Origin of the sequence: Cytobacillus spartinae (assembly GCF_042865285.1) — a bacterium.
Classification (GTDB): domain Bacteria; phylum Bacillota; class Bacilli; order Bacillales; family Cytobacillaceae; genus Robertmurraya_A; species Robertmurraya_A spartinae.
This window is the reverse complement of the sequence record NZ_JBIACK010000019.1, coordinates 25,846-50,026: the sequence shown is the minus strand read 5'-3', so window position 1 is coordinate 50,026 and position 24,181 is coordinate 25,846. Positions and strand designations below refer to the sequence as shown.

At 36.7% G+C, this 24,181-nt stretch carries 23 protein-coding genes and 3 other annotated features; of the genes, 2 read left to right on the top strand and 21 right to left on the bottom strand.

Features of this window, described 5'->3' with window-relative positions:
• Positions 1 to 84: 84 nt before the first annotated feature.
• The 3 genes from pheT to ACFYKX_RS24665 all read right to left on the bottom strand — a co-directional run bounded on the left by pheT (position 85) and on the right by ACFYKX_RS24665 (position 4,710).
• On the bottom strand, positions 85 to 2,499 hold the full coding sequence (pheT, locus tag ACFYKX_RS24675) for a phenylalanine--tRNA ligase subunit beta (RefSeq protein WP_389364588.1): 2,415 nt from the start codon (positions 2,497 to 2,499) through the stop codon (positions 85 to 87).
• A gap of 43 nt (positions 2,500 to 2,542) precedes the next feature.
• Positions 2,543 to 3,580: a phenylalanine--tRNA ligase subunit alpha gene (gene pheS, locus ACFYKX_RS24670; RefSeq protein WP_389364587.1), complete on the bottom strand. Its 1,038-nt coding sequence runs from the start codon at positions 3,578 to 3,580 to the stop codon at positions 2,543 to 2,545.
• 63 nt (positions 3,581 to 3,643) lie between these two features.
• Positions 3,644 to 3,886 (bottom strand) — a binding site (T-box leader).
• Positions 3,887 to 3,957: 71 nt separating this feature from the next.
• Positions 3,958 to 4,710, bottom strand: coding sequence for a TrmH family RNA methyltransferase (locus ACFYKX_RS24665; RefSeq protein ID WP_389364585.1), 753 nt, complete (start codon positions 4,708 to 4,710; stop codon positions 3,958 to 3,960).
• 202 nt (positions 4,711 to 4,912) lie between these two features.
• On the opposite strand from ACFYKX_RS24665, the gene sspI reads away from it, so the two are divergent.
• Positions 4,913 to 5,119, top strand: a complete 207-nt coding sequence (sspI, locus tag ACFYKX_RS24660) for a small acid-soluble spore protein SspI (RefSeq protein WP_389364583.1) — start codon at positions 4,913 to 4,915, stop codon at positions 5,117 to 5,119.
• Positions 5,120 to 5,360: 241 nt separating this feature from the next.
• Here sspI and ACFYKX_RS24655 read toward each other — a convergent pair whose 3' ends face one another.
• Complete coding sequence (locus tag ACFYKX_RS24655) at positions 5,361 to 6,446, bottom strand: M42 family metallopeptidase (protein WP_389364581.1); 1,086 nt, start codon at positions 6,444 to 6,446, stop codon at positions 5,361 to 5,363.
• Between the two features lie 70 nt (positions 6,447 to 6,516).
• A complete protein-coding gene (locus ACFYKX_RS24650; RefSeq protein ID WP_389364579.1) occupies positions 6,517 to 7,011 on the bottom strand; it encodes a dUTP diphosphatase in 495 nt (164 codons plus the stop codon).
• Between the two features lie 148 nt (positions 7,012 to 7,159).
• Here ACFYKX_RS24650 and ACFYKX_RS24645 point away from each other — a divergent pair, with 148 nt between their 5' ends.
• Positions 7,160 to 7,573 carry a sigma-w pathway protein ysdB gene (locus tag ACFYKX_RS24645; protein WP_389364577.1) on the top strand — a complete coding sequence of 138 codons (414 nt, stop codon included), beginning with the start codon at positions 7,160 to 7,162 and terminating at the stop codon, positions 7,571 to 7,573.
• 39 nt (positions 7,574 to 7,612) lie between these two features.
• Here ACFYKX_RS24645 and ACFYKX_RS24640 read toward each other — a convergent pair whose 3' ends face one another.
• From ACFYKX_RS24640 to polA, 16 genes are all read right to left on the bottom strand, one after another.
• A complete protein-coding gene (locus tag ACFYKX_RS24640; protein WP_389364575.1) occupies positions 7,613 to 8,185 on the bottom strand; it encodes a TVP38/TMEM64 family protein in 573 nt (190 codons plus the stop codon).
• A gap of 102 nt (positions 8,186 to 8,287) precedes the next feature.
• Complete coding sequence (locus tag ACFYKX_RS24635; protein ID WP_389364573.1) at positions 8,288 to 8,560, bottom strand: DUF1294 domain-containing protein; 273 nt, start codon at positions 8,558 to 8,560, stop codon at positions 8,288 to 8,290.
• 114 nt (positions 8,561 to 8,674) lie between these two features.
• Positions 8,675 to 9,034: a 50S ribosomal protein L20 gene (gene rplT / locus ACFYKX_RS24630; protein WP_389364571.1), complete on the bottom strand. Its 360-nt coding sequence runs from the start codon at positions 9,032 to 9,034 to the stop codon at positions 8,675 to 8,677.
• 26 nt (positions 9,035 to 9,060) lie between these two features.
• The gene (rpmI, locus tag ACFYKX_RS24625) at positions 9,061 to 9,261 is read right to left on the bottom strand and encodes a 50S ribosomal protein L35 (protein WP_066050326.1); all 201 of its coding nucleotides are present in this window, start codon (positions 9,259 to 9,261) and stop codon (positions 9,061 to 9,063) included.
• A gap of 16 nt (positions 9,262 to 9,277) precedes the next feature.
• Complete coding sequence (gene infC / locus ACFYKX_RS24620) at positions 9,278 to 9,781, bottom strand: translation initiation factor IF-3 (protein ID WP_389364569.1); 504 nt, start codon at positions 9,779 to 9,781, stop codon at positions 9,278 to 9,280.
• A gap of 145 nt (positions 9,782 to 9,926) precedes the next feature.
• Positions 9,927 to 10,055: a sequence feature (ribosomal protein L20 leader region), on the bottom strand.
• 123 nt (positions 10,056 to 10,178) lie between these two features.
• The gene (thrS, locus tag ACFYKX_RS24615; RefSeq protein WP_389364567.1) at positions 10,179 to 12,113 is read right to left on the bottom strand and encodes a threonine--tRNA ligase; all 1,935 of its coding nucleotides are present in this window, start codon (positions 12,111 to 12,113) and stop codon (positions 10,179 to 10,181) included.
• Positions 12,114 to 12,291: 178 nt separating this feature from the next.
• Positions 12,292 to 12,559, bottom strand: a binding site (T-box leader).
• A gap of 65 nt (positions 12,560 to 12,624) precedes the next feature.
• Positions 12,625 to 13,500, bottom strand: a complete 876-nt coding sequence (locus ACFYKX_RS24610; RefSeq protein ID WP_389364565.1) for a putative sporulation protein YtxC — start codon at positions 13,498 to 13,500, stop codon at positions 12,625 to 12,627.
• A gap of 514 nt (positions 13,501 to 14,014) precedes the next feature.
• A complete protein-coding gene (gene dnaI / locus ACFYKX_RS24605; protein WP_389364563.1) occupies positions 14,015 to 14,944 on the bottom strand; it encodes a primosomal protein DnaI in 930 nt (309 codons plus the stop codon).
• A gap of 7 nt (positions 14,945 to 14,951) precedes the next feature.
• Positions 14,952 to 16,358, bottom strand: a complete 1,407-nt coding sequence (locus ACFYKX_RS24600) for a replication initiation and membrane attachment family protein (RefSeq protein ID WP_389364633.1) — start codon at positions 16,356 to 16,358, stop codon at positions 14,952 to 14,954.
• 166 nt (positions 16,359 to 16,524) lie between these two features.
• Complete coding sequence (gene nrdR / locus ACFYKX_RS24595) at positions 16,525 to 16,983, bottom strand: transcriptional regulator NrdR (protein WP_389364561.1); 459 nt, start codon at positions 16,981 to 16,983, stop codon at positions 16,525 to 16,527.
• A 235-nt stretch (positions 16,984 to 17,218) separates the two neighbouring features.
• Positions 17,219 to 17,599, bottom strand: coding sequence for an adenosylmethionine decarboxylase (speD, locus tag ACFYKX_RS24590; protein WP_389364559.1), 381 nt, complete (start codon positions 17,597 to 17,599; stop codon positions 17,219 to 17,221).
• A gap of 427 nt (positions 17,600 to 18,026) precedes the next feature.
• Positions 18,027 to 19,055: a glyceraldehyde-3-phosphate dehydrogenase gene (locus ACFYKX_RS24585; RefSeq protein ID WP_389364557.1), complete on the bottom strand. Its 1,029-nt coding sequence runs from the start codon at positions 19,053 to 19,055 to the stop codon at positions 18,027 to 18,029.
• Between the two features lie 213 nt (positions 19,056 to 19,268).
• Positions 19,269 to 19,874 carry a dephospho-CoA kinase gene (gene coaE / locus ACFYKX_RS24580; RefSeq protein ID WP_389364555.1) on the bottom strand — a complete coding sequence of 202 codons (606 nt, stop codon included), beginning with the start codon at positions 19,872 to 19,874 and terminating at the stop codon, positions 19,269 to 19,271.
• Positions 19,875 to 19,966: 92 nt separating this feature from the next.
• Entirely contained in the window at positions 19,967 to 20,602 is a 636-nt protein-coding gene (ytaF, locus tag ACFYKX_RS24575; RefSeq protein ID WP_389364553.1) for a sporulation membrane protein YtaF, read from the bottom strand.
• A 73-nt stretch (positions 20,603 to 20,675) separates the two neighbouring features.
• Complete coding sequence (gene mutM / locus ACFYKX_RS24570) at positions 20,676 to 21,506, bottom strand: DNA-formamidopyrimidine glycosylase (RefSeq protein WP_389364551.1); 831 nt, start codon at positions 21,504 to 21,506, stop codon at positions 20,676 to 20,678.
• Between the two features lie 17 nt (positions 21,507 to 21,523).
• On the bottom strand, positions 21,524 to 24,154 hold the full coding sequence (gene polA / locus ACFYKX_RS24565) for a DNA polymerase I (RefSeq protein ID WP_389364549.1): 2,631 nt from the start codon (positions 24,152 to 24,154) through the stop codon (positions 21,524 to 21,526).
• Between the last annotated feature and the right edge of the window lie 27 nt (positions 24,155 to 24,181).

The window sequence follows — 24,181 nt, the reverse complement described above, 5'->3', positions numbered from 1 at the left end:
AAAGGGACTCAGGGTACAGACCCCAAAAAGTTAGATTGCTACTCTAACTTTTGGGGTTCAGTATCCAGACGAGTCCCTTTCTTATTATCCTCTTAATACAGCTCCAGCTTCTTCTTTCACTGCATTTAATACCTTGTCATGTGCTTTCGTTACTTCTTCATCCGTTAATGTCTTTTCAGGGTCAAAGTATTTAAGTGAGAAGGCAATTGACTTTTTCCCTTCTTCCATACGATCTCCTTCATATAAGTCAAATACATGTACTTCTTTTAGTAGGGACCCGCCTGCTTCAACGATGATACGTTGCAATTCGTATGCTGCTTTATTTTTATCAACAACTAATGCAATATCGCGCGTGATGGACGGATAACGAGGGATAGCTTCATACTGTAATGGAGCAACCTCTGCTTCAAATACTTCTTTTAGAGATAATTCAAATACATATGTTTCCTTTAAATCTAAATCCTTTTGAACAGCAGGGTGAACTTGACCAATAAAGCCAATTTTAGATCCAGAAAGATAGATTTCTGCCGTTCTACCCGGATGTAAACCATTAACTTCTCCTTGACGATACTCAACTGCACTTGTAAGGCCAAGTTTAGCAAACATCCCTTCTAAAACACCTTTCAAGACAAAGAAATCTACAGCTTTCTTCTCGCCCTGCCAAGGGTGCTGTTGCCATAAACCTGTGATAGCTGCTGAAAGGTGCTCACGCTCCTCAGGAAGCTCTTCGGCCTCCGTTGCAAGGAATACCGCCCCTGTTTCGTATAATGCAAGGTTATCATTTTGACGTGCTAAATTATACTTCATGACTTCTAATAGTTGAGGAAGTATACTCAAACGAAGCATGCTTCTATCCTCACTCATTGGCATAGCAAGCTTAATCGGTTCACGCTTTTCAAGTGCATATTGAGTTGCTTTGCCCTCACTTGTTAATGAATAAGTAACCGCTTGATATAAACCAACACCTTCAAGATAATTACGGACAATACGGCGTTTCTGCTGATATGGCGTTAGTGCACCTGGAGTAGATGAGCCGATTGGTAATGTCTTTGGTAGACGGTCATAGCCATAAATCCGAGCTACTTCTTCAATTAGATCCTCTTCAATCGTGATATCCCCACGACGAGTAGGAGCCGTCACTGTAATAACACCATTATCCGCTTTATAGCCAAACTGAAGGCGTTTAAAGATATCTTCCACTTCATTCATACTAACTTCAGTACCAAGAACTCGATTAATTTTTTCTAACGAAATAGAAACAACTTTTTCTTCAATAGTTAATGTGTCCGCAACAACAGATCCTTCTAACACTTCCCCGTTAGCATATAATGCTAAAAGTTCAGCTGCTCTTTCTGCTGCTTCCCGTACTCGATTAGGGTCGACACCTTTTTCAAAGCGTGTACTAGCTTCGCTTCTTAATCCATGATCTTTAGATGCTTTTCTTACAGTTGCACCTTTGAAATAAGCAGATTCAATAAGAACACTGGTCGTGTCGGATTGAACCTCGGAATTTGCGCCACCCATAACTCCTGCTAAAGCAACAGCTTCTTTCCCGTTCGTAATAACTAAATGGTCAGAAGTTAATTCACGCTTAGCATCATCAAGAGTTACGATTGTTTCACCGTCATGAGCTCTACGTACAAGAATTTCTTTTGAACCTAGACGGTCGTAATCAAATGCATGTAATGGTTGACCATACTCTAATAGAATGTAGTTCGTAATATCAACTACGTTATTATGTGGGCGAATTCCCGCTGACATCAATCTCGTTTGCATCCATAACGGAGAAGGTCCTACTTTAATGTTCTTCACAACTTTTGCGACATAAAGAGGGTTATCTTCATTAGCATCTACTTTTACATCAATATAATTGGATGCCTGTTCAGAGACAGTCGTAACCTCTGGCTTAGGAAGTATCACTTCTCTTCCTAAAATAGCTGCTACTTCGTATGCTACACCTAACATACTTAGGCAATCTGAGCGGTTTGGTGTTAAGCCCAATTCTAGAACTTGATCATCCCTGTTTAGAAGAGCAAGCGCATCTTCACCAACAGTTGCATCGTTGGGATATACGAAGATTCCTTCTGAGAATTCTTTCGCTACAAGTTTCCCTTCAATTCCTAGCTCCTGTAAAGAACAAATCATACCGTGTGACTCTTCTCCACGTAGCTTCGCTTTTTTTATTTTAAAATTACCTGGAAGAACTGCCCCGACTTTAGCAACAACTACTTTTTGACCTTTGTCTACATTTGGAGCACCACAAATGATTTGGACAGGCTCTTCCTCGCCAACATCCACTAAACACTTGTTAAGCTTATCAGCATTTGGATGTTGTTCACGCTCTAAAACGTGACCCACTACTAGGCCTTTCATGCCTTCGTTTAGGACTTCTACCCCTTCAACTTCAATTCCGCTTTTCGTTATTTTTTCTGCAAGCTCTTCTGCAGTAATTCCTGATAGATCAACATAATCCTGCAGCCATTTATATGAAACAAACATTATATATCCTCCTTTTTTATTCTACAACTAGGTTCCTTAACTTTTATTCGTGAATTGAGAATTGCTTTAAGAAACGAATATCATTTGTATAGTAATGGCGAATATCATCTACACCATATTTCAACATCGCAATACGCTCAGGTCCCATTCCAAATGCAAAGCCTGTATATTTCTTCGAATCATATCCAGCCATTTCAAGTACATTTGGATGAACCATTCCAGCACCTAGAATTTCAATCCATCCAGTACCTTTACATACACTACAGCCTTTTCCATTACAAATCTTACACGATATATCCATTTCAACTGATGGCTCAGTAAAAGGGAAAAAGCTCGGGCGTAAGCGAATTTCTCGATCTTCTCCAAACATTTTTTTCGCAAATAAATCTAATGTACCTTTTAAGTCACTCATACGGACATTCTCATCAACGACAAGCCCCTCAATTTGCATGAATTGATGTGAGTGAGTGGCATCATCGTTATCACGGCGATACACTTTACCAGGACAAATAATTTTAACTGGGCCTTTTCCTTGGTTTTTCTCCATCGTTCTAGCTTGCATCGGTGAAGTATGAGTACGCAGTAGAATTTCTTCTGTAATATAGAATGAATCTTGCATATCACGTGCTGGGTGACCCTTTGGTAAGTTTAACGCTTCAAAGTTATAATAGTCCTTTTCGACCTCAGGACCTTCTGCAATGGAATAACCCATTCCAATGAATAAATCTTCAATTTCTTCAATAATTCTAGTAAGCGGGTGATGGTTACCAGTCGTTACAGGACGCCCCGGAAGAGTAACATCGATCGATTCTGAAGCTAATTTCTTTTGGATGGCTTCTTTTTCCAAGATTTCTTGCTTCTCCTCGATTGCTGCAGAAATAGCATCGCGTACTTCGTTCGCTAGTGCACCCATTTTTGGACGTTCTTCAGCAGAAAGCTTTCCCATCCCTTTTAATACTTCAGTAATGGGCCCTTTTTTACCTAAGTAAGATACACGAATATCGTTTAATTCTTTTAAATCATTTGCTTGATTAATACTACTTAGCGCTTCTTGTTGAAGCTCTTTTAAGCGGTCTTGCATTTTTAAATTCCTCCTTAAATTTAAAGTACTTAAATTTTCCCAAAATAAAAAACCTCTATCCCTGAAAGGGACGAGGTTTTGATTCGCGGTACCACCCTTATTAGCATGAAAGTAAAAACACTTTATGCTCACTTCATTAAGATAACGGCTACTGCCGATGCATCTTTACATTCTGGAATGAATGGTCCCGATGCCAACTCGAGAGGTGAACTTCACTTACTTATTCTATAAAAATGCTTTCAGTCTAAGGCATTTTCTCCCTAAAAAAGAACCCGGTAAGTTACTCTTCTCCGTCATTGTTTTTAAATATGTAATTTTACAATTAACTTCGATTATAGTACACATCCCCGGTAGTTTCAATGAGGACTAGACTATTTTTAACCACGTAAGTAATATAGCAAAATTCCTGTTGCTACTGCAACATTTAATGACTCACTTTTTCCGAAGATAGGAATATAAAGGTTTTTGTTAGTTTCCTCTAATAACTCCTTGCTTACACCGCTTCCTTCATTACCAACGATTAGTGCAAAACGATCTGTCGGTTCAATTTCTGTATATATATGTCCATTTTCTAAAGCGGTTCCATATAGCGGGATGTCCTCAGAGCGAAATTTCTCAACCCATTCTCGAAGGTTTCCTTTTAAAACAGGTAAGTGAAAATGACTTCCTTGAGCGGACCTTAGTACCTTTTGGTTATATGTATCTACGCTTCCGTTCCCAACGATGACAGCATCTATCCCTGCAGCATCTGCAGTACGAATCATCGTTCCTAAATTACCTGGATCTTGTACAGAATCAATTAATAAGTAAGTTTTACCTACTTGATTTGAAGCTAGAACCTTTTCTTGTTCGCAAATGGCAAAAACGCCTTGTGGTGCTTCCGTATCAGATAATTCTTTGATGATTTCAGATGTTACAGTCGTAACTGGAACTTCACCATAATTCCACTTTTGAGGAAGTTCGACCTGATCCCCAACAATCAGCTCCAATATCTTGTTAGCTTTAAGAGCTTCTTCAACCAAATGGTACCCTTCTACGATGAATGTCCCTGATTTATCACGTTCTTTTTTTGTTAAAAGCTTTTTCCAATGTTTCACTTGTGGATTTTTTGCAGAGTGAATGTGTTTCAACACCGTCTCTCCTTTTATTAGGAACTTCTTAGAAAAGAGCCCTTTATCATTCAATTTTCTTATTATAGCGTAACTTAAACCAGTTCACAATGTGTTACGGCTTGATAAAAAAATGCGCCTGAAATTCATTTAATAAAATACATAATAAATCCAAAATTAGAAAACATATAAAAAGAAGAATTCAAATAAAGGAGTGTTATTTATGAATATAAACATAAGAAACGCTGTTCTTCAAAATGTTTCTGGAAACTCACAATCTGAACTTAGAGAAACGATTGTTGATGCGATTCAAAATGGAGAAGAGAAAATGCTTCCGGGATTAGGTGTTCTTTTTGAAGTAATCTGGAACAATGCATCAGAAGAAAAGCGAGTTGAAATGCTTGGAACACTTGAAAGTGGTTTGAAATAATAAGTTCTATTTTATACTATTAACTCTTTGATGATAACTGCCCTCACTAAAAGGGCAGCTTTTTTTAGTTTTCATTAAAAACACCTTAGCTATAACTAGCCAAGGTGTTAATTGCTTTATTCAAAGGCTGTTTTCGCAAAGAATGTTGCTTTTCGTATCCTCACAAGACGGATTCTCGTGGGATCTTTCTTCCGTTATGAGAAAACAGCATCTTAATCTGTTTAAAATCAGTATATGAAGCCTATTCGAACGTAATTTTATCTACAGCTTCTCTGTCAAGACGCTTAATCACTTCAACAATAAGCTTTACTGCATTCTCGTAATCATCACGATGAAGCATAGCTGCATGAGAGTGGATATATCGAGTTGCAATCGTAATGGCAATTGACGGAGAACCTTTATGTGATAGATGGATTGAACCAGCATCTGTTCCTCCACCAGCAATTGCATCAAATTGGTAAGGAATGTTTAATTCATCCGCTACACCTGTAATAAAGTCACGAAGACCTTTATGACCTACCATTGATGCATCATAAAGAATAATCTGAGGGCCTTTACCCATCTTGCTTAATGCTTCTTTCTCAGAAATTCCCGGTGTGTCCCCAGCAATTCCTACGTCAACAGCGATACCGATATCAGGTTCGATTACAGCTGCAGAAGTACGAGCACCACGTAAGCCTACCTCTTCTTGTACACAACCAACACCATACACTTCATTAGCATGCTCAGTGCCTTTAAGTTGTTTTAATACATCGATCGCAATTGCACAACCAATGCGGTTATCCCAAGCTTTAGCTAATAACATCTTTTCATTGTTCATAACCGTAAATTCGAAATAAGGAACTACCATATCACCAGGTTTAACTCCCCACTCCGCAGCTTCTTCACGGCTAGAAGCACCGATATCAATGAACATATCTTTAATATCTACTGGCTTTTTACGAGCTTCCGGAGGTAGGATATGAGGCGGTTTCGAACCAATTACTCCTGTAACATCGCCTTTGTTAGTCACAATTGTTACGCGTTGAGCCAGCATAACTTGTGACCACCAGCCTCCAACTGTTTGGAACTTGATGAATCCTTTATCATCAATGTTTGTAACCATGAAGCCTACTTCATCTAAGTGACCAGCTACCATTACTCTAGGACCACCGGCTTTACCAGTTTTTTTAGCAATTAAACTGCCAAGTCCGTCAGTTGTCACTTCATCAGCAAATGGAGTTATGTATTTTTTCATGACTTCTCTTGGTTCACGCTCGTTACCAGGAATCCCCTTAGCATCTGTTAAATCTTTTAACATCGTTAATGTTTCATCTAAATTTGCCATTATTTCGACTCCCTTAATATGTATTCATTTTTATTATACCGAATCATTTATAAAATGTACAAAAATTCTGCTAATAGCCTTCCTGCTGCCTTTTATAATTTACTTCATTCTTTGATATATATGCCTGTTCAATATCTTCATTTGAAAATCCTAATAAATTTGCTAACATCATATAATCCTGAATCATTCTTTCAAAATGTTCACGAGATTTAGTAGTACGAAAATCGTTAATTCGACCAAAAACCTTTAGAAACTGTTCATTCATAGATACTTCTGTCTCAGATTGTTTTTGTGAGGGCAGATCTACCTCACTCAAACCCGTTTCAATCCCAAGAGATAACATAAAGTGGATACCATCCACAAACTCCTCTAGAATTGTAGCTTGTGGTGATGAGGGCTTTACACTCCAAAACTTAAAGCACCTTGTTTCATTAGCTAATTCTCCAATTTCTACTAATAACGCAAGCACTTTTCGGTCAAATAGATTCTCATTCTCTAGATTATGATTTTGTTCAATGTGTTGATCTAATCCTTTTTGCATTTCAAATAATTTTTGTAAATTCATGTATTTTCACCCAATCTTTTTTGTCTAATTATGTATGTCATTTATAATAAAACATAATGATGAAAAAAAGAGAAAAATATAAAAAGAAATTGAAACTTTTCTCTCTTTCATTCGTAAATAAGGAAAAATGTATTTGGGGGAGCTTGTAATGATGTGGCTTCTACGCTTTCTATTATTTGTTTTTATTATATTTTTGGTCTACCGTCTTATTAAATACTTGCTAAATCCAAAACGAAAATTGGAGCTCGCGCACGACCAAAAGAAGTTTTTCTTTCTAGACGATCGAAATAATGTTAGAAAAAACTTTATGATTACCCATAAAGGAGTTTTGTTTGAGGGGGAGAAATATCTAGGAACAACTGCAAACTCCTTTGAGATTGTCTCCATTTTTGTTTGGCCTCATAGTGTAGCTGCCTTAAACGGGATGGTGAGGGATGACTTCCTATTTATTGAGCAGAAAATACAAGAGGCTTATCCAAATGCGAAAATTGATTGGAAAAGTCCTGTAAAGGAATTTTTAAAAAAGAACCATCAAAATGATCTACCATTTAAGGATCGTTAAAAAACGTTCGGGGAAATCTCCCGAACGTTTTTTCTACCTTTATGCAGTAGCTTTAAAAAATTCTTTCCATTTTATAATCGTTACTTTCTCCCTTAATACATATAGGAGAATGGTTAATGAGAAGAGAATAATCACAATCATTGACGGGGTAAAGCTACTAATAAATTGACCAAATACTGTGTAGAAGAATGCTAAAGGTAAATTCGCTATAAAAGAAGCCTTCATATAGTCTCTAAAACTAGTATGTCTTTCTAAAAGACAAAAGCTAAGTAAATGATAATGAACGAACGGGACAAGTCTTAATATGGCAACCTGACTAACAGTTAAGTTTCTGTACTCTCCAAACCATTTCTTCTTTACCCTTGAAAGTTTTTCATGTGTCTTTGGCATTTTTTTAATTAATATAAAGAACAAGAAACTACTTAACAGTAAGCCTATAATTGAATAAATCGTTCCTCCAACCGTTCCAAATAAAACTCCTCCAGCAATACAAATAACAGCAACTGGTATAAATAAAAATTGTCTAAGAAAATGAAATAATATAAATGCAATGGGTGCAAATATTCCTCCAGCTTCTACCATGACAAAGAGCATTGCTAACTCTTCATCCATCCCTATCACCCTCTTTTGCTCAATTCTTCTGATGTTATTAAAGCTTATAGAGTTTTAATAGGGGATATGACAAAAACATTTATATCCACTGTGTTAGCATATTTAATAAATGAGTAAAAAGAAATAAATTATTCCACCCTCTATTATTAAAAGCAACGGAAGACCCCACTTAAAATGAGGATGCTTCGTCTTATGTCTAAAGAGTCTCATTCCTACTGTGACTCCTAAGACGCCACCTAGAATGGCAGTTTGCCATAACGTCTTCTCACTAATTCGATATTGTTTTAGCATGGAGCGTTTCTTATCCGTGTACATTAAATACAAACCGATTAAATTGACTAAAACTAGGTATATAAACAATAGATATGTAATCATGCTGACTCCTAAATAATAATTTAAATTCTACTTTATGCAAAAAAGCCATCCCCTTATTAGAGAATGGCTTTTAAATGACAAGAAGTCAATTATTGTGCTAAAGAAAACGTAAAATTATTTGTTTAAGTTTTGCTTAGCAACTGTTGCTAATTCAGCAAATGCTTTTTCGTCAGCAACTGCTAATTCAGCAAGCATTTTACGGTTTACTTCGATACCAGCTTCTTTTAAACCGTGCATTAAACGGCTGTAAGAAAGACCGTTCATACGAGCAGCTGCGTTGATACGAGTAATCCAAAGCTTACGGAAATCGCGCTTTTTCTGGCGACGATCACGGAAAGCATATTGTAATGATTTCATTACTTGTTGATTTGCAACTTTATATAAAGTATGTTTCGAACCGAAATAACCTTTAGCTAATTTTAAAACTTTTTTACGACGTCTGCGAGTAACTGTACCGCCTTTTACACGTGGCATTTATTTTCCCTCCTGTATTCGGAATATTACTTAAGGTTTACTAATAAGTTACGGATACGTTTGTAATCTCCAGAAGAAACAAGAGTTCCTTTACGAAGTTTACGTTTTTGTTTTGTAGATTTGTTAGCAAACAAGTGGCTTCTGTAAGCGTGTGAACGCTTTAGTTTACCAGATCCTGTTCTCTTGAAACGCTTTGCAGCGCCACGGTGAGTTTTCATTTTTGGCATTTGGGAATCCTCCTCATTACTTATCAGTTTTAGGGGCTAACATCATGAACATGCTTCTTCCGTCCATTTTCGGATGAGATTCTATTGTAGCAACCTCTTTACATTGTTCTGCGAAACGATCTAAAACACGTTGACCGATTTCTTTATGAGTAATTGCACGACCTTTAAAGCGAATCGATGCTTTTACTTTATCGCCTTTTTCCAAGAACTTAATTGCGTTACGTAACTTTGTATTAAAGTCATGCTCATCAATAGTTGGGCTAAGACGAACTTCTTTTACGTTAATAATTTTTTGATTCTTACGTGCTTCTTTTTCTTTCTTCTGTTGTTCGAATTTAAACTTTCCGTAGTCCATAATACGAGCTACTGGCGGCTTAGCATTCGGAGCAACAAGAACAACATCAAGATTTACACGTGCAGCAATTTCAAGTGCTTCGTTTTTAGATTTAATCCCTAACTGCTCGCCGTTTTGGTCAATTAGACGAACTTCACGGGCACGAATACCCTCGTTCAACAACATGTCTTTGCTAATAGTTAGACACCTCCAAGGTTTTGTACGAACACAACGTTTGGGCCAAGAATATAGATAGTAAGTTAAAAGTGCACCGATCCCTATTACAACATTGACTCAAAGTTGAATCGCAAGTAAGTGAAATAAGTTTTTTACAAACAAAAAAGTGCGGGCAAAAACACCCACACTTTACGAAAACAAAGTAAGTAAAAAAATTGTTCGTAAACCTGCTAACAGCTCTTTGCGTCAATCAGGTGAGAAGCGGGTGCTTCTTCTTTTCCTCAAACTCGTATTCAATTTGCCTAAACTAATATATCACAAATCATGATGTCCTGTCAAACGAACACTTTTATCACAACGAAATGAATTGTATCAAAGATACAGAAGTTTTGCAACCACTTTTTAATTATGATCGACGAACCTCTTGTTTTAATGCTGAAACAAAGCTTTCAAAAGAAACAGTTTCTGAGTTCTGCTCCCCATATTTACGAACATTAACAGCTTTCTCTGTTACCTCGTTGTCACCAACTACAAGCATATATGGAGTCTTTTGCATTTGAGCTTCACGAATCTTATAACCAATTTTTTCGTTACGGTCATCAAGCTCAACTCTGAATCCTTCACTTTGAAGCTGTTCTTGGATTTCTTTTGCATAATCAAAGTGAGCATCAGGAGATACTGGAATAACCTGAACTTGAACTGGTGCTAACCATGTTGGGAATGCACCTTTATACTCTTCAATTAAGAATGCAACGAAACGTTCCATTGTAGACACTACTCCGCGGTGAATAACGACTGGGCGGTGTTGCTTTCCATCTTCTCCAACGTAGGTTAATTCGAATCGCTCTGGTAATAAGAAGTCAAGCTGAACAGTTGATAATGTTTCCTCCTTACCTAAAGCTGTTTTAACCATTACATCAAGCTTCGGACCGTAGAATGCTGCTTCACCTTCTGCTTCGTAGTAGTCTAAGCTCAGCTCGTCCATCGCTTCCTTGATCATTCCTTGTGCTCTATTCCACATTTCATCATCATCATAGTACTTCTCTTTATCTTGAGGGTCACGGTATGACAGACGGAATGAATACTCTTCTAAGTTAAAATCTTTATATACTTCCAGGATTAAGCGTACCACACGTTTAAATTCTTCCTTGATCTGATCTGGACGAACAAAAATGTGGGCATCATTAAGAGTCATCCCACGAACACGCTGTAATCCAGATAAGGCCCCAGACATTTCATATCGGTGCATCGTTCCCAGCTCCGCAATACGAATTGGAAGTTCACGATAACTGTGAATGCCGTTTTTATAGACCATCATATGATGAGGACAGTTCATTGGACGAAGAACAAGCTGCTCATTGTCCATTTCCATGACAGGGAACATATTCTCTTGATAGTGGTCCCAATGCCCAGAAGTTTTGTATAAATCCACGCTTCCCATGATTGGAGTATATACATGGTCATAGCCTAGTCTTTCTTCTTTATCTACAATGTAACGCTCAATAATGCGACGGATTGTCGCTCCTTTTGGAAGCCATAATGGTAATCCTTGTCCAACTTTCTGTGAGTTCATGAATAAGTTAAGCTCTTTACCAATTTTACGGTGGTCACGCTCTTTAGCTTCCTCAAGTAAGCGTAGGTGCTCTTGTAGTTCTTCTTTTGTAAAGAATGCAGTTCCATAAATACGTTGAAGCATTTTATTGTCGCTGTCTCCACGCCAGTATGCTCCTGCAATACTTAATAATTTGAATTCTTTTAACTTTCCTGTGGATGGAACATGAACTCCTCTACATAAATCAAAGAAATCGCCTTGCTCGTACAATGTTACTGTTTCCTCAGCTGGAATAGCTTCAATTAGTTCAAGCTTGTACTCGTCACCAATTTCTTTATAGATTTGAACCGCCTCGTCACGGCTTACTTCTTTACGAACGATTTCAATATTTTCATTAATGATTTTCTTCATTTCTTTTTCTATTAAAGGTAAATCCTCAGGTGTTAATGCTTCTTCTACATCAACATCATAGTAGAAACCACCCTCAATTACTGGACCAACCCCAAGTTTTACGTTTTTATGTAAACGCTTGATGGCTTGTGCAAGTAAGTGAGCCGAGCTATGGCGCAAGACTTCAAGTGCATCAGCGCTTCCTTGAGTAACAATCTCTATGGAGCCATCCTCATTGATTGGACGACGAAGATCCACCATTTGGCCATTTAATTTTCCTGCAAGTGCTTTTTTCTTTAGTCCTGGACTAATAGAACCAGCAACATCTTCAGTCGTCGTTCCTTTAGGAAACTCCTTTACGGCTCCATCTGGAAACGATAATTTAACAACGTCTGACATGATTTTTCCTCCTTAAATTATAAGCGTAGCTCTATTTTCTGGTTAATGAAAGGCTACATATCTCAATTTTTTAAAAAAACAGGCTCTGTTAAGACTTGTCTGTTGATTTCACTTAAGACACGTCTATCTGCATACAGAGAAAAGCAACAAAGCAAAAAATAAAAAAACTCGTCCCTATGAAAGGGACGAGTTATTGTTAATAACACGTGGTTCCACCCTAATTCTCACTTTTAAGAAATTTCAAATAAAAGTGACTTTAGATTGAATGATAACGGAAATGTTCCGTCAACCAATACTTATTTAGCTATGCTGACTAAGGCACACTAATGGTTCCTGGTTGAAGTTTAAAGGTGGTAAGCATTCTATTCGTGTTAGGAAGGTTTCAGCCTTGCCTTCCCTCTCTTTGAACCGTAAAGGAATACCCATATCCTCATCATAACTTTTTGATGTCATTTAATTTGTTATGTAGGTTATTATAGTTTGTTGAAATGGGAAAATCAAGGGCATTCTATTACATTTTTTCATCAGCTGTATACGTATTTAAAGGGACATTTTCATAAAAACTGTTCATAGACTTTACAACGACACGTTCTTCAAAAATATTACGGATGGTTCTAACTAATGGCTGCTCTAAATCATCTGTATATAAATATATGACAGACGGTGCAATAGACAGCAGTGGAGCAATCGTAACCGAATCAACATAAACGGGATGATTGGATAGAAGCTTCCTATCAATCATTTTAAACAAATCTGCTCTTTTAATTTCGTAAAATTGGTCATCATAAAAGCACACTTCATCATTCATTAGTAGGTGTAGATGACTAAATTTGGATTTTCTACCAGTTAAAAAATCCCTCAAGGTTTGGATAAACATCTGGTAATCCTGTTCCATTTTATACTCATCAATAGAAATCTCTACATATTTTTCCAACTGATCCATAAAAGGTCTCATTCTAAATCGAACAAAAGAGTCAAATGAAAAAGACACATTTTCATTAAACATTTGATCAATCACTTCTTCTAATCGTTGATCCTGTTCTAGATCATCAATTAAATTCACTAAATCAATTCGATTCCCCTCAAGTATAGATTGAATAATATCTAATATTTGTTCCTGCTCTTCAGGATCTTTGTAATAATAATGGTCTTCTAGGATCATTCTAAACCAATCATTTTGTTTAATTTCAATGATAAAGTGATAAAAAGATTTTTTTACTAGACTCATATGTTCTTGGTTAATACGCTCCATCTTTACGCTTACTTTATGTTGGTCTTCAAAAAGAAGAATATCATGATTTCGTAAATCAGAGGATATTAAGCTCATCTGTAAAAAATGATGAAATCTTTTTGCATCCCCTATATTTTGGAAAATGATTTCAATCAACCAAATCCCCCCTTATGGATGTTCTTGCTTAGCGCCTATCCCGTTCTTTGTTTGTTTAGGCTGTTTTCGCTTAGATTGTTGCTATTTGTATAAACTGCTTCAGGGGCATCCTTTCTTCTCCTAAATAAAGAAAACAGCACCATAATCCGTTTAAAGTATATTAGTAGCAACAAAGCATACGAAAAGAACCTTTATATAAGGAGGTCCTAAAGTCACTCCAGCCAAAAACTTTTACTATACTTCAACGATCTTGAACTTATATCCGACTAAGGTAGAACCTTAGGTAAAGGTATAAAAAATGCAAATAGTATAATATCCTTCAGTTTGACAGGGCACTTAAGCTTAACTTTTTTATCTCTGATTTCATGTATATGGGGGACTTGGACAAATTAGAAGTATCGCCCAAAAACTACTTTTTCTTTTTTCGTAAAATGAGTTAGTAGGGGAAAAATTCAAAAGACATTTACGCAATGAAAAACCCGTCAAGCTAATGCTCAACGGGTTCTTTGCTACTCTATTTTCTTCTGTTTGGTCCTTCTACTAAAACTGGAATCGTCAAAAATTTTATTCGTTCCATGATTCTAGCAGCTTTTATTTCTTCCTCCTCACCGCGCTGACTATAGGTGAGATGATGTTGCAAGTCTTGAAAATTGAAGTTTGAGCTTATAAAAGTAGGCAATTCCTCCATCATTCTAAATTGAAGGATCGTTCCTAGAATTTCGTCTCTTGCCCAGCTACTCATTGTCTCGGCACCTAAATCATCTAGCATTAATATGGGCGCTTTTTTTATGAGGTCCAATTTAACGTTTAAGTTATTGTCACCGATTGAATTTTTCATCTCTCTAAAAAATTCAGGTACATATACAATTAGTGAAGCTACTTGCTTTTTCGCTAATTCATTCGCAATGGCACCTAACAGAAAGGATTTACCTGTACCAAAGGCTCCGTGTAAATAAAGACCTTTCTGCTTTTCTTCTGAAGAATAGTTCCTGACAAAGTCTTTGGCGTACTGAATTGCCTTTATTCGGCCTTTATCAATTTCTATATCTCCAAGAGAAGCTTTAAGGATTTCCTTAGGCACATAGATACTATTAATCAAACGCTCCTGCTTCTTCCTCTCATCCGATACAACTTTTCGAGGGCATTTTTCATAATAAATATCAATCGAATTACCACTTACCGTCAATAAAGGGGTATAACCTTGAAGCATATTCTTACAGCTTTCTAAGCTTGTACAACCTTCACACTCTTTACTTTGCGAGATATACTCATTCAGTTTATTCAAACTTTTGTCAACCATATTACTAGTAATGACTTCTTTATTTTTACTTAGAAAATCTTTTACATATGGATCATTAATGATATTTCTCTTTAGGGTTTCATAACGACTTTGAAAGTCCTTGCTATTAGCTAGTCTTCTTATTGTTTCATCAATTTTCTTCATACACAGTTCACCTCTCCTTCTTAAACTCTTTTAACTCTTCCTCTAGTTTTCGTTTCTCTAATTCAAAATCAAAGGTATCTTCACTATTCGAAGCCTCAATATTTGATGCCTCATCCTTCTGATTTTTGTACCAATCCGGAATAGCTTCTTTTCTAACAGATTTTTTGTTCCCATAGCTCGCCTTAGAAGGTCGATTTGTCCAGTCTTGGTATTTCTGATTTTCACTTCTAGCTAATTCCATAGCCTCTTTGGCTGTGACAATTTTCTTCCGCGCCCAATGACTAGCAATCTTTTGGAGGTAAGCTCGCGTTAGTTTCATATCATTCTTAATCAATGCATATTCAATCAAAACATTCGTAACACCAGGTGTTAATTTTTGTTTGTCCATAATCTCTTCAATAATATTTAAATCTCCTACGGATGGCTCGGCTCCACCTGATAGCTTTATCAACAACTGTCTAGGAGATGTAGTTTCTAGATAGTAAACATGTTCTTCTTCTTCGTTTTTAGGTGCCTCTTGCAAAGAATTCAAAATGGGTGGCTGGATTTTATCCACTAAGGATGGAAGTTTATTTTGGTTATGCACTTGATACCAATTTCTAACGATAATACGCAACTCATCGACTTTAACCTGTTCACTGCTAGGATCAAACGCATCTAAAACCATATTTTTCATTTGTACAGCATCTACTCCATAGACAAATGATAAAATGCCGATAGCTCTTTTTAGTTTAGGAGTAAACATTTCCGCTGGTATCATACTTGAGTTTTTTATAATAAAATCAATATCAATAAACGATTCTGCATTTTTCGTAATATCCGGGGTATTCCCTCTCCCCACTAACTGCATGTCCTCACTCTCTAATGCTTGTTCTGATTTCATGCTCTCTTGCAATGCATCTGGAGAAATAGACTCATAAACTTCTTCGAACGCTTTTGTTTCTTCACTAAAGCTCGACTTGGAGACCACTTTTTCACTGAAAGCTTTCTTTAGACGTAAATATTGGGTTTCCCCTATTTTTCGATATAGATATATATTTAACAATCCATCGTTAAAAAAGTCCTCAGGTGAAGCAGGTGGTTGTAATTCATAGATAAACAACCGCTCCCCCTCTGTTTCTTTCACATAGGTCTTGAGCAAACCGATACCTTCTAACCTAAGCCTTGCTGCATATATATCTTTTAAATTAATGCTAGTCATGGTCATAAGGTTACGATGTGTAAAAGCAGATGAGGAAGCAAGTCTATTTTCTTCTAACTCACACCAGAGAGTCATATACAAGCCAGAAGAATCTAACCCTACTAGTGGCTGGTATAAAGATATTAAGACTCTCCTATCATAATCGTGTAGAAGACCATTGGCTGAAACTACATAACGATCCCCCGGCTGAAGCTTTTGCCAATGTTGGGTCATAACGTTCAAACCTTTCCTCTTGAAATACTTTAAATAAAAACAAAAATTGTCATGAATAAAAATGGTAAAGTTCTCTTTGTTCCTTTATATTCGCCCACCTACAAAAAAAAGCCAAAGCTTTACCTTTAGCCTTTATCAATCCTGGTATGATTAATTAGTAACTTTTTTATAATTCTTTTTTTAATAACTCTTTCAATTCATCAATAAAAACATTAATATCCTTAAATTGACGATATACGGATGCAAATCTTACATAGGCAACCTCATCAATTTTTGCTAAACGGTCCATGACCATCTCTCCGACAACCTCGCTCTTTATTTCAGAAACACCATTGCTGCGGAGTTCTTTTTCTACTTCCGAGGTGATGTCCTCAAGTTCCTTTAAAGCAACAGGTCGTTTCTCACATGCTTTAATAAGACCTCTTAGAATTTTATCTCGGTTAAATTCTTCACGAGTTCCTTCTTTCTTCACCACTATTAATGGTATTTCTTCAACCTTTTCAAACGTGGTAAAGCGAAAAGAGCATCTCTCACATTCTCTTCTACGACGGATAGACCGTGAGTCATCCACAGGACGGGAATCAAGTACACGGGTACTGTTATTTTGACAAGAAGGACATTTCATACAATCAGCTCCGATTCCGGTTTAAAAATCCACGTAATCCTATTCAATCATCTACTAATATCTTATATAAAAGCGAATGTGAGTACAAGTCTTGTCTACTTTGCTTTTATGTGAATTTTTAATACGTAGAAATTCACCCGTTCGTTTATGTATATATAGATGAGTTATTTTACAAAATAAAAAAGAGGTGTATAGACATACACCTCTCGGTTTTAATTTTAATTGATAACAAGTATTATAGAGCTTTAGCTTGTGCTTGCTTAACTTGAACTGGACCCATACCGCGTGGAATTTCGATGTTCTCACGAGTTTGTGCACCTAATGCTTCTGCGATATAATCTGCAGCAATATTAGGATCCATGTCTCCGCATGTATAAACATCAATACTTGCATAACCATGTTCTGGGAAGCTGTGAATCGTTAAATGTGATTCTGAAATAATTACTACTCCACTTACACCTTGTGGTGCAAATTTGTGGAAAGCTACCTCGCGGATTTCTGCACCAGATTTTAATGCAGCATCAGCAAAAATTCTTTCAATTTGATCTAGATCATTTAACTTTTCGAAATCGCAACCCCACAATTCTGAGATAACATGACGACCCATTGTTTCCATATTCAAATTTCCCCCTTTAACCATTTTTACTACTATTACTGAACTTCCCTATTTTTCTGGATTATAACTACCACGGGGGAAAGTTAGTCCAGAGAGGTCCTAACCCTTTAAGTAGATATACTTTCCAAATTTCAAGAAGTTCACGAGGAATAGTATACTTTGTTTATATTTTTTTTGCAACACATCGAATAAAATTTTTTTTGTAAAATATTTAGTTAAAGGGTGAACCCAAGCTTGTAGCTAAATAGACAAGAAAAACTCCCGAAATACTTTTTCTAAAGGGGAATACATGAATAGACTTTACTCATAGCAATACGTTTATCCTTAATTCGAACGGGCAATATATAACATTTTATTTTAGAAAAAATAGTCACGGAAAAAAGGCTTACAAACCTCGAGAGGTTTATAAGCCTTTTTGGAAATGTTATCAAACATTTACCGTTGTTTTATTAAAAAGCTCTTGAGCAACAAATTTCGTTAAGTCTACTACACGGCAAGAATAACCCCACTCGTTATCATACCAAGCCAATACTTTTACTTTGTTTGCACCAATAACCATTGTAGATAACCCATCAATAATAGCTGAGTGCGGATTTGTATTAAAATCAATTGAAACTAATGGCTCATCTGTAATATCAAGAACGCCATGTAATGAACCTTGCGCTGCAGTAGTGAATGCATCATTAATTTCATCAATTGTCACTTCTCTTTTTAAATCAACCACTAGATCAACTAATGATACGTTTGAAGTTGGAACACGTAACGCCATTCCATGTAATTTTCCTTTTAGTTCAGGTAATACTAAAGTTAACGCTTTAGCTGCACCAGTCGATGTAGGAATAATGGATTGAGCACATGCACGAGCTCTGCGTAAATCCTTATGAGGATTATCAATATTGTTCTGATCATTTGTGTATGCGTGAACAGTTGTCATTAATCCATTTTCAATACCGAATTGATCATTTAATACTTTTGCTACTGGAGCTAAGCAATTCGTTGTACAAGACGCATTTGAAATCACATCATGCTCTTCAATATTTAATGCGCTTTCATTTACACCCATAACAATCGTTACATCTTCATTTTTACCAGGTGCCGTTAAGATTACTTTTTTAGCACCAGCAACAAGATGAAGACTAGCTTTGTCACGAGAATTAAATTTACCAGTCGCTTCGATTACGATATCTATATTAAGTTCTTTCCAAGGAAGTTCTTCAGGATTACGGTTACTTAGTAACTTTACACGCTCCCCATTAACAACAAGAGCTCCGTCTTCAGCAACCACTTCACCATCAAACTTTCCGTGATTTGTGTCATACTTTATTAAATGTGCCAACGTTTCTGCAGGATAGCTTGCATTAATGGCAACGATTTCTAAGTTTTCTTCAAGAATGGCCTTTCTAAATACCATTCGTCCAATTCTACCAAATCCGTTAATCGCAATTTTAGCCTTCATTATACGGCTCCCTCCGGATAAATGTTATACTTAATAAACTTACTGTTACAATTAGTATAACATATTGGTATAGATTTGTGATGATTAATTTGCTGATTTTTAAATGTTTAACAATTCTGAACTCATTCTAACTTTAAAAGTGTGCTAATAGGCTAAAACTAAATGATATCTACTAATTACAACAAAAAAAGAGGCTATTTAAGGCCTCTTAGCTTAATTCATTTTTTCTATCCATTTATTAAGTAGCTGATTCAGCTGTAATTTGGTTTCTTCAATCGACCCATTATTGTCTATGACAAAATTTGCTAAACTCACTTTATCTGATAATGGCATTTGAGAATCGATCCTTGCCTTAGCCTCTTCCTCGCTAAAATTGTTTCTCTCTATTAACCGTTTTAATTGTGTGTCTTTGTCTACATATATAAGCAACACTTTGTCCACTAAATACGAGAGATTACTCTCGAACAAAAGAGGGATATCTAAAACGACGATGGCTTCCCCATTTTCTATAGCTCTTTCTTTCTTATCAAGCATTCTCTTACGAACGGCTGGGTGAACAATCTTATTTAGAACCAACCTCTTTTCTTTATCATTAAAAATGATGGCACCTAGCTTTGCTCTATCAATGGAGCCGTCCTCCATTAAGATTTCCTCGCCGAAGTAATGAACGACTTCTTGATACGCCTCCTCACCTTTTTCTACCGCATTACGTGCTTCAAGGTCCGCATCAATAACTGTTATCCCTTTTTCTTTTAACAAATTTGAGACAGTGCTCTTACCGGAGGCTATTCCTCCAGTAAGTCCTAGAACAAGCGCCATTCTATACTTTTCCCTTCATAGATAATTTCATGGACGAATTGTTGCTCTAAAAAGTTCATAAGGTAAAGTCTTAAGTCCACACTTAAAAGCAATTAGACCTTCCAAATACCGATAATAATCAGCAGAATACCAGGAATAAACCCAAACTTCCCTGCCCAATTGGTTCGGGAAAATATAGAGCCAACTTTCATTCCAATCGTCACAAACAATGAGCTCATAACCGCTACCGTAACCGCTAAATACACTGGAGAAAATCCTAACATAGCTGCTCCGATTCCTGCTCCAAAGGCATCTAACGATAGGGCCAACCCTAGCATAAACGCTTCAATTCCAGTAATGGTTCCTGATTTATCAAAGTCCGCTGACATCGGTTTTTTTAGAATGTTAATCACTAATCCAAGAGATTTAATTTCAAAATTTACAATTGTTTTTTCATGCGGGAGGATCTCTTTCGATTTTTCAGGACGAAAAAATTGATAAAGGACCCACCCTCCTAAAATCACAAGTACAATCCCCCCAATACTTTCTGCAAGCTGTGGGGAAAGTAATGTTTCAATAAGGTGTCCAATACCCATCGCAATCATTAGCGTAATAGCTGAGCACAACGCTATGATAGTAATTGATTTAAAAGGAATTTGCATTTTTCTTAGACCGTAAGTGAACCCAACACTAAAACCGTCTAAGCTAACTGCCAAGGCAAGTAGAAGTAGTGAGACTGTATATTCCATTGGATGGTGCTCCTTCCTATCAATAAACTAAGATAGTTTATGAAAGAAGCCCATCCATTGTTAATACCATACATTATTTTCTTTTTTGACATTTAGGGCAAAATACAGTTCCTCGGCCACCTACAACAATCTTTTCTAGGGGTGTAGCACATACTTTGCACTCCTCCCCTTTTCTTCCATAAACAAATAACTCCAATTGGAACATTCCAATCTGTCCTTGAGAGTTAACATACGAACGGATTGTGCTACCACCTTTTTCAACTGCTTCACTTAAGGTATCAACAATTTCCTTGTAAAGTCTCTCAGTTTCTTTCTTTGTTAAAGAATCCGCCATTCTTTCTGGATGAATTCTGGCACGAAATAGGGCTTCATCTACATAGATATTCCCTAATCCAACTACAATCTTTTGATCTAATAGGGCCGTTTTAATACTTCTTTTTGTGCTTTTTAACTTCTTTGTTAACTGTTCAATCGTAAACTCATTAGAAAACGGTTCAGGACCTAACTGCGATAAGGGCAGAACACTAAACTCTTCTCCTTTTGCGAAAAGATGCATCGTACCAAACTTTCGTACATCCTTGTACCGTAGTTCTGTTCCATCTGTAAATTCAAAAATGACATGTGTATGAGGTTCAACAGGTTGGTCGTGTTGAAATAAACCATATCTTCCCTCCATACGTAGATGAGAAACCAAAGCATATTCACTCGTGTAAATCACAAGGAATTTGCCACGTCTCCCAATTTCTACTACGGTTTGACCGACCAATGCATCTTTAAATTGTTCCACTTCATCTGGCATTTTTACCATCTTTGGCCAAAAGACAGACACCTTTTTTATTTTTTTGTTTAAAACCAGTGCTTCTAAAGTTCTCCTGACTGTTTCAACTTCTGGTAGTTCAGGCACTTCTATACCTCCAGCTGTTATTTGGCATCAAACCATGTTGGACCATATGAAAAATCAACTTTTAAAGGAACTTTTAATTCAACTGCATGTTCCATAACATCAGGTACAATTTCTTTTAGCTTATCTAGCTCGTCTTTAGGAGCTTCAAAAATTAGTTCATCATGAACTTGGAGTAATAATCTTGTTTTTAACCCTTCTTTAACCAGTCTATCAGCCATATCAATCATCGCTTTTTTTATAATATCCGCTGCGCTTCCTTGGATAGGTGTATTCATGGCTGTCCGCTCTGCAAAACTTCTTACATTAAAGTTTCTTGCTGTTATTTCAGGGATATATCTTCTTCGTTGTAAAAGGGTTGATACATATCCTTTTTGTTTCGCATCTTGGACAATGTCTTCCATGTACACTTTGACACCAGGGTAACTTTCTAGATATCGTTCAATAAATTTGCCGGCTTCTTTTCGAGTTGTTCCGATGCTTTGAGATAAACCGTAATCACTAATTCCATATACGATTCCGAAGTTAACTGCTTTTGCATGTCGACGCATGTTGGATGTAACATCCTCAGCAGACACACCAAATACATCCATTGCCGTTCTAGTATGAATGTCTAGATCCTTCTTGAACGCATCGATTAGCTTTTCGTCACCAGCAATATGGGCAAGGACACGAAGTTCGATTTGTGAATAATCCGCTGCAAAGATAACCCAATCTTTTTCTGAAGGGACAAATGCTTGTCGAATCTTCCTACCTTCTTCTAATCGAATCGGAATATTTTGCAGATTAGGATCCGTTGAGCTTAACCTTCCTGTCTGAGTTAGAGCCTGATTAAATCGAGTATGTACTTTCTCTGTTTCTGGATTAACTACCTTAAGCAATCCTTCAATATAAGTAGATTGAAGCTTTCCTAGTTGTCGGTAGTGAAGAATTTCTCTAATAATCTCATGGTCTTCCTCTAACTTTTCTAGTACATCAGCGGACGTTGAATACCCTGTCTTTGTTTTTTTCATAACAGGTAGCTTTAACTTCTCGAATAAAATGACACCCAGCTGTTTAGGAGAATTGATATTAAAAGCTTCTCCTGCAAGCTCATAAATCCGGCTTTCGATTTCCATTAGTTGCCTATTTATATCCTCTCCCATGTTGCGGAGTCTTCCTAAATCCATTTTAATTCCTGTTGACTCCATGTCAGCTAGAATTAGAGACAGGGGCATCTCAAGTTCATGGAATAACGCATACTGTTGATTATCTTTTAATTCCCTATCAAGCTTGTCCTTTAGTTCATAAAGGGCAGTTGCTTTCCTGACTATATGTTCTCCTAATAATTGTTGCTCTGGCACATGACGCTTTGCCCCTTTACCATAAAAAGCTTCGTCTGATTGAACATTTGAAAAGCCATGCCGTTTGGCAATTGTAGCAACATCCTCAACTGATTCAGCAGGATTTATAATATAAGAAGCTAATAGCAAATCAAATTCGACACCTCTTAAATGAATATCATGATGTCTAAGGGAAACCTCAGTTCGTTTAGCGTCATAAACCATTTTTTTCTTTGTTTCATCTTCTGCCCAGTTTTTAAACACCTCTGATTGCATGGCCTTATCGGTCGGGATAAAAAAGTTTCCTTGATCGTTTACCAGCCCCAACCCAATGATAGGTGCATAATGATAGTTATCTTCTAATACCTCTAAGTAAAACGCATTTTGATCGGCAAATATATCAGATCTAACTTCATCGATGATGGTGTATTCAATCTCTTCTAAATCAGCACTTTCATCTATAGCCGTATCACCAAGTTTTTCCAAAAGTGAATTAAAGCCTAGCTCTTTAAATAAGCGAACTACTTTTTCCTTCTCATAGCTTTCATATTCAAACTCACTTAATTCAACATTCACTGGGGCTTCCCTAGTTATAGTAGCTAGCTCTTTACTCATTAGAGCTTGATCCTTAAATTCTTCAAGTTTCTCTTGGAGCTTTTTCCCGCTAACTTTTTCGATAGACTCTAGAAGCTCTTCTAGCGTACCAAACTCTTTTAATAGCTTAATGGCTGTTTTCTCTCCTACACCTGGAACACCTGGGATGTTATCTGAGGCATCTCCCATTAAACCTTTCATGTCTATAATTTGCTCAGGTGTTAGGCCATACTTTTCCTTTATATGTTCAGGAGTGTATTCTTCAATATCTGTAATCCCTTTACGAGTAATAGAGACGGTTGTAGAATTTGAGCTTAATTGTGTTAAATCTTTATCTCCTGAAATGACTTTTACTTCATAGCCATCTTCCTCAGCTTTAAGAGACAAGGTTCCAATAATATCATCAGCTTCGTAATTTTCTAGCTCATATCGTGAAATCCCATATGAGTCTAATAATTCTCTAATAAATGGGAACTGCTCTGAAAGTTCTGGTGGAGTTTTCTGACGGCCACCTTTATATTCACTAAATGTTTTATGACGAAATGTGGTTTTACCTGCATCGAAAGCAACCATGATATGAGTTGGTTTTTCGTCTTCAAGTATTTTTAAAAGCATCATGGTGAACCCGTAAACTGCGTTTGTATGAATCCCTTTATCATTATTTAAAAGTGGGAGTGCAAAAAATGCTCTATATGCAATACTATTTCCATCTATAAGTACTAATTTCTTTTTCAAAAAGAATCCTCCTTTTGTTTATTTTTC

What these genes read in the sequence shown, in the direction of transcription:
- pheT (WP_389364588.1), bottom strand. Translation starts at nt 2,499, where the DNA reads ATGTTTGTTTCATATAAATGGCTGCAGGATTATGTTGATCTATCAGGA.
- pheS (WP_389364587.1), bottom strand. Translation starts at nt 3,580, where the DNA reads ATGCAAGACCGCTTAAAAGAGCTTCAACAAGAAGCGCTAAGTAGTATT.
- sspI (WP_389364583.1), top strand. Translation starts at nt 4,913, where the DNA reads ATGAATATAAACATAAGAAACGCTGTTCTTCAAAATGTTTCTGGAAAC.
- ACFYKX_RS24655 (WP_389364581.1), bottom strand. Translation starts at nt 6,446, where the DNA reads ATGGCAAATTTAGATGAAACATTAACGATGTTAAAAGATTTAACAGAT.
- ACFYKX_RS24650 (WP_389364579.1), bottom strand. Translation starts at nt 7,011, where the DNA reads ATGAATTTACAAAAATTATTTGAAATGCAAAAAGGATTAGATCAACAC.
- ACFYKX_RS24645 (WP_389364577.1), top strand. Translation starts at nt 7,160, where the DNA reads ATGATGTGGCTTCTACGCTTTCTATTATTTGTTTTTATTATATTTTTG.
- ACFYKX_RS24640 (WP_389364575.1), bottom strand. Translation starts at nt 8,185, where the DNA reads ATGGATGAAGAGTTAGCAATGCTCTTTGTCATGGTAGAAGCTGGAGGA.
- ACFYKX_RS24635 (WP_389364573.1), bottom strand. Translation starts at nt 8,560, where the DNA reads ATGATTACATATCTATTGTTTATATACCTAGTTTTAGTCAATTTAATC.
- rplT (WP_389364571.1), bottom strand. Translation starts at nt 9,034, where the DNA reads ATGCCACGTGTAAAAGGCGGTACAGTTACTCGCAGACGTCGTAAAAAA.
- rpmI (WP_066050326.1), bottom strand. Translation starts at nt 9,261, where the DNA reads ATGCCAAAAATGAAAACTCACCGTGGCGCTGCAAAGCGTTTCAAGAGA.
- infC (WP_389364569.1), bottom strand. Translation starts at nt 9,781, where the DNA reads ATGTTGTTGAACGAGGGTATTCGTGCCCGTGAAGTTCGTCTAATTGAC.
- thrS (WP_389364567.1), bottom strand. Translation starts at nt 12,113, where the DNA reads ATGTCAGACGTTGTTAAATTATCGTTTCCAGATGGAGCCGTAAAGGAG.
- dnaI (WP_389364563.1), bottom strand. Translation starts at nt 14,944, where the DNA reads ATGAAGAAAATTGATGAAACAATAAGAAGACTAGCTAATAGCAAGGAC.
- ACFYKX_RS24600 (WP_389364633.1), bottom strand. Translation starts at nt 16,358, where the DNA reads ATGACCCAACATTGGCAAAAGCTTCAGCCGGGGGATCGTTATGTAGTT.
- nrdR (WP_389364561.1), bottom strand. Translation starts at nt 16,983, where the DNA reads ATGAAATGTCCTTCTTGTCAAAATAACAGTACCCGTGTACTTGATTCC.
- speD (WP_389364559.1), bottom strand. Translation starts at nt 17,599, where the DNA reads ATGGAAACAATGGGTCGTCATGTTATCTCAGAATTGTGGGGTTGCGAT.
- ACFYKX_RS24585 (WP_389364557.1), bottom strand. Translation starts at nt 19,055, where the DNA reads ATGAAGGCTAAAATTGCGATTAACGGATTTGGTAGAATTGGACGAATG.
- coaE (WP_389364555.1), bottom strand. Translation starts at nt 19,874, where the DNA reads ATGGCGCTTGTTCTAGGACTTACTGGAGGAATAGCCTCCGGTAAGAGC.
- ytaF (WP_389364553.1), bottom strand. Translation starts at nt 20,602, where the DNA reads ATGGAATATACAGTCTCACTACTTCTACTTGCCTTGGCAGTTAGCTTA.